Here is a 7,576-nt window from a genome sequence, read left to right on the forward strand (position 1 = left end):
GGCCCTACTTGCATGCCTCGACCACCGGAAGTTCAGTCCACCGAGTCGACGCAATCGAACCCGCGCTCACCATGACCGATACGAAGACGGCGTCTTACTCTCGATCCTTTCCGAGTTGCTGGCGTTCACTGCCATCGGGCTGATCTCATCCTGGGGAGAGACATTCCCTCGTTGGATCCCGGTTCTGGGTGGGCGGAAGGTACCGGCCACAGCCGCGATCGCCACCGCCGGTGGCGGCGCCGTGATCCTGACAGTCCTATGGACCTCCGTCGCAGTCTCCGTTGCCCTCGGCCACACCCTGCGAGGCGGTCCCCTTCCCAAGGCGAATCCACTGGCGACCCACGACTGGCACGCTGTCGTGCTCGCCATCACCTATGCCCCGCTGCTGCTCTGGGGGCCGCTGCTGGGAGCAGTCACCATTGCCTACTGGCAGCGTCGGCGCCGCATCCCGGTCACCGCCAGGGACACCGTGCCGGTGGGCAGCGTGTCGTAACAAGCGCGCCGGGCCGAATGCCGAGGTCGCCTCACGGATGTGGGCGGCCTCGGGGGATGAACCTCAGCGGACGCCCGCCGTGTCCGCACCTTCGCGCACCCTCACTGGGCGTCAGAAGGAACGGGAAGTCGAACGCACTGCCTGCGCCGCACGGCCCGCAGGCCACACTGCTGGTCCACTGAAATGTGTTGCCCTGCGTGTTCGGGTTGGAGATGCTCGGCGGATGGAACCGAACGCTCCGGAGCCCGCCCTGCGCCCGGGCGACGTACCCGAGCGGATCGAGACCGACAGCCTGGTACTGCGCCGCTGGGAACCCGATGACCTCGACGCGCGGTACCGCGCGATCGCCGCCTCGTTTCGTCACCTGCACCCGTGGATGGAATGGGCGACCGAACCACCGACCGGGCAGGAGCACCGCGAGCGCTTCCACTGCGCTCTGCGGTGGCCACAGGCCAACGTGCGCAGCGCCGCCGTGCCCAGGCGGCTCGGTTACCGTCTGGACCGCATCGAGGGCGACGGGGTGAAGGCACCCGCGGAATCAGGCCGGGGCATGGTCTGGATCAAGGAACGCTGACAGCCGACAGTGGTCCCCCGCAACGCGAGGGCGGACCGCGGTGCCCGTGGGCCAGGATCCACCCCAGTTCCGGAGCAGGAGCGACCTTGTTGAGCCAAGACGAAGCGCTGCAGATCGCCCCCGCGTTCACAGAGGACAGTCAGCACGAAGCCGAACCCGTTCTGGCCGTCGATACCGCGCGGGTGCGCGAGAACAACGGCCTGTTGATCGTGCCCTACAACTCCGCGCAGTACCTGGCCTGACATGATGAGCGCCGGCGACTCCTGGACTGCTGGCCCGTCCTTGTGGACCTCACCACCGGCCGCGTCCGCTTCGGCAGGCTGGAAGAACGGCATCTGTGGAGTCACAACCGCGCGTGAGCACCGGCGCAGCCCAGCCCGAGCACCTCCGGGGGATGGGGAAGGTACCTGGAGGGAGGAGGGCGTGGCGCTGGGCGGACGCTGACCGCCGGTCAGCGAAGTCGGACACCCCCCCACGGGTGTCGCCCCGCCGCAGGGCGGGCAGCTAGGACTCGGCCGCCCCCGGGCAACACCCGGTCGAGGGTCCGGGGGCGGCACGTACATCCGCCCGGGCGCGCGCTCACGCGGCGTCAGCCGTGGGGCCTTCCGGCCCCCCTGATCCGACAGCAGACCTGGGACGCCTACGCGGCGGCGGTGCGGGGCTGCTGGGCGTGGTCGGCCTGTGCGGCTTCCAGCAGGGCGCGCCAGGACGTGACGGTCGGGCGGCGGCGCAGCAGTTGGCGTCGCTCGCGTGCGGTCTGTCCGCCCCAGACGCCGTGGTCGATGTGCTGGTCCAGGGCGTAGCTGAGGCAGGTGATGCGGACCGGGCAGTTGGTGCATATGGTCTTGGCGCGTTGCTGTTCGGCGTTGTCGGCGAACAGTGCGTCGGGGTCGGTGAGGTCCCGGCACAGGCCCTGTGCCGCCCAGTTGCCGGAGTCCTTGGTCATCAGCACCGTCCTCTCCCCTGCTTCGGGCTGTGGCCGCCACTCTACGCAGACCCGGCGACGGGAGGGACGACGATTGTCGTGGGGTGCCAGTGCCGTGGACGCTGGGCAGCCCCGGCGCTGCGCACCGCGGCGCAGGGCCGCTGCGCGGGCGGGCGGAGCGCTGTGCGTTGGCAGGCCCGGGGGTGGATCCGTGGGCCGGTGAAGCTGCGCGGGTGCGTGGGTTCGCGTCCGGGCGGCGGCAGTTGTGCCCCGGGGTGTGCCGCCTGTGCCGGGGCGGCGCGGGCGTGGGTCCGGGCCGGGGCGTGGACCGCCGTTTCGAGTGGATTGCCCTTGTTTGTCACTGGCTCCCTGTCACTGGTGACAACGAGCAGCGCGGTGGCCGGCGGGGGCGGTGATACTCGAATCCCTCGCGGCGGCAACGGAAGGAGCCCGTCTTGCTCGCCACACCTCCCCCGGGCGCGCTGCGGCTGTTGCTGCGCTCCTGGCGTGCCCGGACCCGCCCCGAGGACATCGGAGCCGTCCGCGGCCTGCGCCAGAGCCCCGAGGCCGGAGTCACCCAGGAGCAGGTGGCCCGCCGGGTCGGATGCACCCTGCGGCACTACGCGGCCGTCGAGGCCGGACACGCCCTGCCGGGCTACACCCTGGTGCACCGCCTGGTGTCCCTGTACCAGCTGGACGACCGCGAGCGGCTGCAGTTGCTCGACGCCCTGATCAGCGCCTCGCGCAACGAGACATCGGCGCGGCAGGCGTGCTGAGGGCCGGTCAGAGGGACGCGGAGCCGGTGGCGGGGGCGGGCCCGCTGCGGGTGCTGGCGCTGGACCCTCGGGCGCCCGATGCCGTGCGTGATCTGGTCGCGGCCGACGGCTGGGGCGGCGGCTGGCTGCCCGAGCCGCCCAGCGGCGGACCCGGTCCGCTGTGCCGGGCCGGGCTGAGGCTGGCGGGCGTGGTGCTCATGGTCGCGGCGCTGCAGATCGTGGACCAGGTGCGGCCGGTCACGCCCGGCGGCCCGGACGCGGTGGCCCGGCTGGTCCACCGGGCTGTGGGGGCCGCGCACTGGGCAGCCTGGGGCACGGCGTCCCTGATGCTGGCGATGACCCTGACGAAGACACTGGCCGCGCTCTTCGCCTGGCGCGGGGAGGTCACGGGGCGGCGGGCGGTGACCGGGGCACGCCCGTACCTGGTGCTGGAGGACGAGGTGGACCCGGCCGCGGTACGGCTGCTGGACCGGGCGCAGGCGGCCGCCGCCACCGTGCTCGGCTCCGGCCTGCACGCCGAGGACCTGCTGGACCGTCAACGCGGCAACACCGTGGTCCCCGCCGAGGTATGGGCCATCGCGCAGGCGCTGCGCGACAACACCCGGCTGGCCGGCCGCGGCCCCGGACAGGTCGAGCACCGGGCGCGGCAGCTGGCCCAGGCGGGGGCTGCGGTCGCCGGCCGGGTCGAGGCGCTGGAGGAGTACGCGCGGGCGGTACGGCGGGCCGACGCCGGATACCGGCGCTGGCAGCAGACCCAGGAGCCGGGCGATGACCCGCAGGACGACGCGGCGCGGCTGGCCGACGAGGACGCTGTCCTGGAGGTGCTGGCGGCGTCGGCCGGGCACCAGGTCGCGGCCCGGGAACTGCGGGCGATGACGGACAAGGCCGTCGAGCTGGCCGAGGTCCTGGACTCCCGCACCGACCGCGCCCCGGAGTGAGGCCCCGGTGCCTGATCCCTACGCCTGGGCGCGCAACCTCAACGCACGTCCGATGCCGGGTGCCGCGGGCCCGCCCACTCGTCAGCACCCCTGTCTGACACCGCACGCCGGCGCGGTCACGGTCACCGCGCGGTCCAGACCGTGCACCCGGTGGCATGGACCGTCAGCATGACGACCGTGCCGCCGGCGAGAATTTCCCGCGTGCGCGTGACCGCGCAGCACACGGGCGCTGCCCACACCTGCCGCGGGCCAGAGCGGTCCTCGTCCCGGTCCGGCAGCACTGTACGCGGCCACGCGGGCTCCACAGGCGGCGCCGGCCGCGCCGGCCGCGGTACCGGGCGGCGCCTGGCCTGCTCGATGGGCACCCCAAGAGCACGCGCCCGGGCGTGCAAGCGGCGTCGGTCGCGTCGTTCGGACATAGCCGACACTGTGCCCCGGCACACCCCGTCCGCGCCACCACCGCCCCCCGACCAGCCACACGGCACCACAGGGTCCTCGCAATGAGCGTGGGGGTCGGCGGATTCTCAGCGTCGAGTTGAATGGAGCCAGGTGAGACCGTCGATGACCGATAGGTCGCACTTGCGGGACCGGGCGGCGTCCGGCGCGGTGACCCGGAGGAGGACGGACATGTTGGGGTGCTCGTCCTGGTAGAGGTCGGCTTCGCCTTCGCCGCCGGGAATCGCGTTCGGCTGGACCTGGATGCGAGTACTGTCCGCGAGGGCGGCAAGGAAGTAAACGCCCAGGTAGGAGCTCTCGCGTTCGGTGAAGGCAATGCCGAGACGGTCCGTGAGGCGGCCGGCCAGTTCTCGGGCGGTACAGGCGTTGGTGCCGTAGGTGACGAAGACGGTCATGCTCACATCCCCCTCAGGCCGCTTGTGTCTCGTGGCGCTCGACCAGGAGTCCGCGTTCGAAGCGGGCTCCCGCACGGACGAGTGGCACCAGGTGGGCGCCGTTGACCGCGCGCCAGCGGGCCTGGGCGGACTCGGCCAGCTTGAACACTGCGCTATGGTGCGAGCCATGCCAGCCGAGAGCCAGCCGCCCGTATGCCCTGACTGTGGACAGCCGATGCAGGGCATCGGCTTGGTCCTCTGCTTGCGCGAAGATGACGGCAGACGCACGTGCCGTGCCACGTGGAAGTGCGGCAAGAAGCACGTCTGGTGGAACTGGGCCGACCGCGGGGGACCCCTGGAACGCTGCCCATATCCGCACATCTTCGGCTGACGGGCGGTGTTCGGGCAACGCTGACGGAAGCTCAACGGTTCGACCCCCCTGGCCCGGCTCGAACACGGCTGGCCCCCTCCACAACGGAACGGCACATTAGGGTCGTTATGCCGCTCGACGCAGGGCATGACCAGCCTATCCCCCCGGGCCGTCGTGGGGCCGTGCGAGGCTGACCAAAGCTGAGCAACGATGACAACCGCCGACTGCTCCCCCGCAGCTCGGGGGGTGCCCCTATGGGTTTGGTCAAGGGGGGATCTTCGGTGAGGGCGTCCTGTCTGGCACTCTGACGGGCATGGGAGTCGATGGTGCCGTCGAGACTGCAGCGGATGGGGGTATGCGCCCCTGCGACTTTTGTGGTCATCCGGTCGCTGTTGACTCGATCGATGAGTACGACTGCCCGATGTGCGGGGAATCGCCCCACCGCAGATTCTGAGGCAGACCTGGTCGCGGCTGCCGAGGCCGCCCTCGCGGATCCGGCGAGCGAGTGGGAGGAGTGCGGAACCTGGGAGACGGACGGCCCGGCAGTGCTCATGGACTCCGCGACCGCAGGGGCCGAGCTGAACGTCGAGTACCCCGGCGGCGGATTTCCTGAGCAAGCGGCCGTGCCCCTGCCCACCGGCAGGTGGACGGTGCGGGCCGCCCATGCCCAGGCCAATGAGCGCGCGTCGGTAGGCCTGGTTCAGCTGCTGCCCGCTGGGACCTGACCGTCGGTGCCGTCGAGTACCGTCGTGGCCGCGGTCGGCATCCGAGGAATCCAGCTCCGCAATGCGGCGGCCTCCCTGGTCTGTCCGAGGGTGGCCCGGTCACGAACCGGGACCTATTCGACGTCCAGGCACTGCAGAGGGGTAAGAGTGGGTCCTGCCAGCGCCGACCGCGGCCGGCGGGTAGGACGCCGTCGCGCTGGTCGCTGAGACGGACCGCGGGCCTGGCGCTGTCCACCCCGCAAGGTCGCGGCCCGGTGGCAGGACGACCACCGCCAGCACGCCGTCCTGTCCAAGGCCGAGAACCAGCGCCGCTCCCACGGGTGACTGGCGGCGTAACCGGTCCGCGTGCGGGTCGTTGGACCCGGTGCCGGACATGCGCCGGCCCGCCCCTGCACGGGTCGCGGTGACGCGTCACCGCGGCGGCCTTCGCCTCGGGGGATTTCATGGGAATGCAGTCATGAACCCCCCCGAGGCGAAGACGGCTCCCCCGACTCCCGAGAGCACGGCCAGCTGTCACACCGCCGGGAGCAGCGGGTACTGCGGGTGCCCGGCCCACGGCTCGGCCAGCGCGGCGGTGTAGCGGTGCACGGCATCCGAGTCGCCGACCGCCAGGGCCTGCGTCCACTGGCCGTGCAGTTCCTGCGCCTGCCGCAGCTCGGCTGTCCCATCCGCGATAGGTATGGGCAGGACGGGGCCTGTGAGTTGCGATGCCTGAAGTGGCGCCGGAGGTACGGCCTACGACCGTCCGGATTTACTCCGGGCCTTCACCCATGGGCACGGCCGGCGCGGACGGTCGAGGCTTCGGTGGAGAGGTCGACGACCCGACTGGTCGGCCTGTGCCGGCTCATTGTCACTGCGGTGCGCCAGACTCGGCATCATGTCTCCTGCAGCTTCAACGATTCGTGCGTCGTGGAGTCGAATCGACGCATGGCTCCTCACCCATGCCCCCGCCTCATACGCGCTGCTCGCTCCGCCCGCCGACCCTCACGAGGTCGAAGCAGCCCAGGCAGAGATGGGAGTGCGGTTCCCGCTCGATCTTGTCGAGTCACTCGCGTGTCACGACGGACTCCTCGCATGGGCCAATATGTTTCCAAGCAAGCCTCCGCTGCCCGTCGCACAGATCCTGGCCTACTGGCGTATGAGCGAGGAGATCGCCGGGGACGACCCCGATTTCCGCGAAGCGCACGGGGAGGACAGCGAGCCCGGATGGCACCACCAGTGGATCCCGTGGGCCCAAAGCGACGGCGATGCTCAGGTCATCGACATGCGTGACGGGCCGCATCAAGGCCGTGTGGGAACCGCGCCTCATGACGACACAGGTTCCTTTGACAACGGATGGCCGTCCTTGGCCGCATATCTCCACGACGTCGCGGAGGCGCTCGACTGCGGCGGCGAGGTCCATCAGTTGGCGCCGTTCCTGACCACAGACCCGAAGCTTTGGTGGTCCTGCCCGGGGGAAACCGAGCTGAACGGCGAGCCGCTGACTCCGGCGCCGACTTTGCGACCGTAGGACGCCTGGTCCAGCGGTAGGGCCGCACTATCGGCGTCGCAGGCCGCCACGTTGGCGCATCGGTCCGGCTACACGGGGTGCCCAGCGCGCGCTCCGAGCTGTCCTTCAAGCCCGGGAGGGTCACAGGGTGCGTCCGTCGCTGCCGGGGACGTTCGGCGGCACGGGCGGGTCACTCGGCGCGGTCTCGGGCGGGGCGGCGAGCAGCACGATGCGCACTTCGGGGGGCGCGGTGGCCGCCAGTGCCTGGTACTCCTCGCTGGTGCCGACGAGGAACTGAACCAGCTCGACGCACTCGCTTAGTACTGCAACCGCATCTGGGGGTTGTGGCCTCGGCGTTTGTAGTGGGAGTTGCGTGCGCGTGCCTGGCTTCGTCGTCGGAAGCGTGACCAGTGCAGATGGTGTTCGTTGGCATGGTGGTGGGGTACGACGACGATG

General features: G+C 71.0%; 10 protein-coding genes and 1 pseudogene. 7 read left to right on the forward strand and 4 right to left on the reverse strand.

Annotated elements, in window-relative coordinates; translation table 11 throughout:
• The first annotated feature begins 241 nt into the window (after positions 1-241).
• From ABH925_RS37170 to ABH925_RS37180, 3 genes are all read left to right on the forward strand, one after another.
• The gene (locus tag ABH925_RS37170) at positions 242-493 is read left to right on the forward strand and encodes a hypothetical protein (RefSeq protein ID WP_370155960.1); all 252 of its coding nucleotides are present in this window, start codon (positions 242-244) and stop codon (positions 491-493) included.
• Between the two features lie 223 nt (positions 494-716).
• The gene (locus ABH925_RS37175; RefSeq protein WP_370155962.1) at positions 717-1,067 is read left to right on the forward strand and encodes a hypothetical protein; all 351 of its coding nucleotides are present in this window, start codon (positions 717-719) and stop codon (positions 1,065-1,067) included.
• Positions 1,068-1,156: 89 nt separating this feature from the next.
• Complete coding sequence (locus ABH925_RS37180) at positions 1,157-1,309, forward strand: hypothetical protein (protein WP_370155964.1); 153 nt, start codon at positions 1,157-1,159, stop codon at positions 1,307-1,309.
• Between the two features lie 398 nt (positions 1,310-1,707).
• On the opposite strand, the gene ABH925_RS37185 is transcribed toward ABH925_RS37180, so the two are convergent.
• On the reverse strand, positions 1,708-2,013 hold the full coding sequence (locus ABH925_RS37185) for a WhiB family transcriptional regulator (RefSeq protein ID WP_370155966.1): 306 nt from the start codon (positions 2,011-2,013) through the stop codon (positions 1,708-1,710).
• A gap of 434 nt (positions 2,014-2,447) precedes the next feature.
• Between ABH925_RS37185 and ABH925_RS37190 the strand changes: the two genes are divergently transcribed.
• Both ABH925_RS37190 and ABH925_RS37195 read left to right on the forward strand, forming a co-directional pair.
• Complete coding sequence (locus tag ABH925_RS37190) at positions 2,448-2,768, forward strand: helix-turn-helix transcriptional regulator (protein ID WP_370155967.1); 321 nt, start codon at positions 2,448-2,450, stop codon at positions 2,766-2,768.
• A 26-nt stretch (positions 2,769-2,794) separates the two neighbouring features.
• Positions 2,795-3,706, forward strand: a complete 912-nt coding sequence (locus tag ABH925_RS37195; RefSeq protein WP_370155969.1) for a hypothetical protein — start codon at positions 2,795-2,797, stop codon at positions 3,704-3,706.
• Between the two features lie 524 nt (positions 3,707-4,230).
• On the opposite strand, the gene ABH925_RS37200 is transcribed toward ABH925_RS37195, so the two are convergent.
• Positions 4,231-4,557 carry a hypothetical protein gene (locus tag ABH925_RS37200; protein WP_370155970.1) on the reverse strand — a complete coding sequence of 109 codons (327 nt, stop codon included), beginning with the start codon at positions 4,555-4,557 and terminating at the stop codon, positions 4,231-4,233.
• Positions 4,558-4,570: 13 nt separating this feature from the next.
• A pseudogene (locus tag ABH925_RS37205) lies at positions 4,571-4,702 on the reverse strand (IS256 family transposase); the annotation flags it as partial.
• A 608-nt stretch (positions 4,703-5,310) separates the two neighbouring features.
• On the opposite strand from ABH925_RS37205, the gene ABH925_RS37210 reads away from it, so the two are divergent.
• Entirely contained in the window at positions 5,311-5,631 is a 321-nt protein-coding gene (locus tag ABH925_RS37210) for an Imm21 family immunity protein (protein WP_370155971.1), read from the forward strand.
• 877 nt (positions 5,632-6,508) lie between these two features.
• Positions 6,509-7,141 carry an SMI1/KNR4 family protein gene (locus ABH925_RS37215; RefSeq protein ID WP_370155972.1) on the forward strand — a complete coding sequence of 211 codons (633 nt, stop codon included), beginning with the start codon at positions 6,509-6,511 and terminating at the stop codon, positions 7,139-7,141.
• Between the two features lie 120 nt (positions 7,142-7,261).
• Here ABH925_RS37215 and ABH925_RS37220 read toward each other — a convergent pair.
• A partial coding sequence (locus tag ABH925_RS37220) for a hypothetical protein (RefSeq protein ID WP_370155974.1) occupies positions 7,262-7,576 on the reverse strand: 315 nt, incomplete at its 5' end.

The sequence above is a fragment of the Streptacidiphilus sp. EB129 genome, assembly GCF_041262645.1.
In the GTDB taxonomy this organism is placed as follows: Bacteria; Actinomycetota; Actinomycetes; order Streptomycetales; family Streptomycetaceae; genus Streptacidiphilus.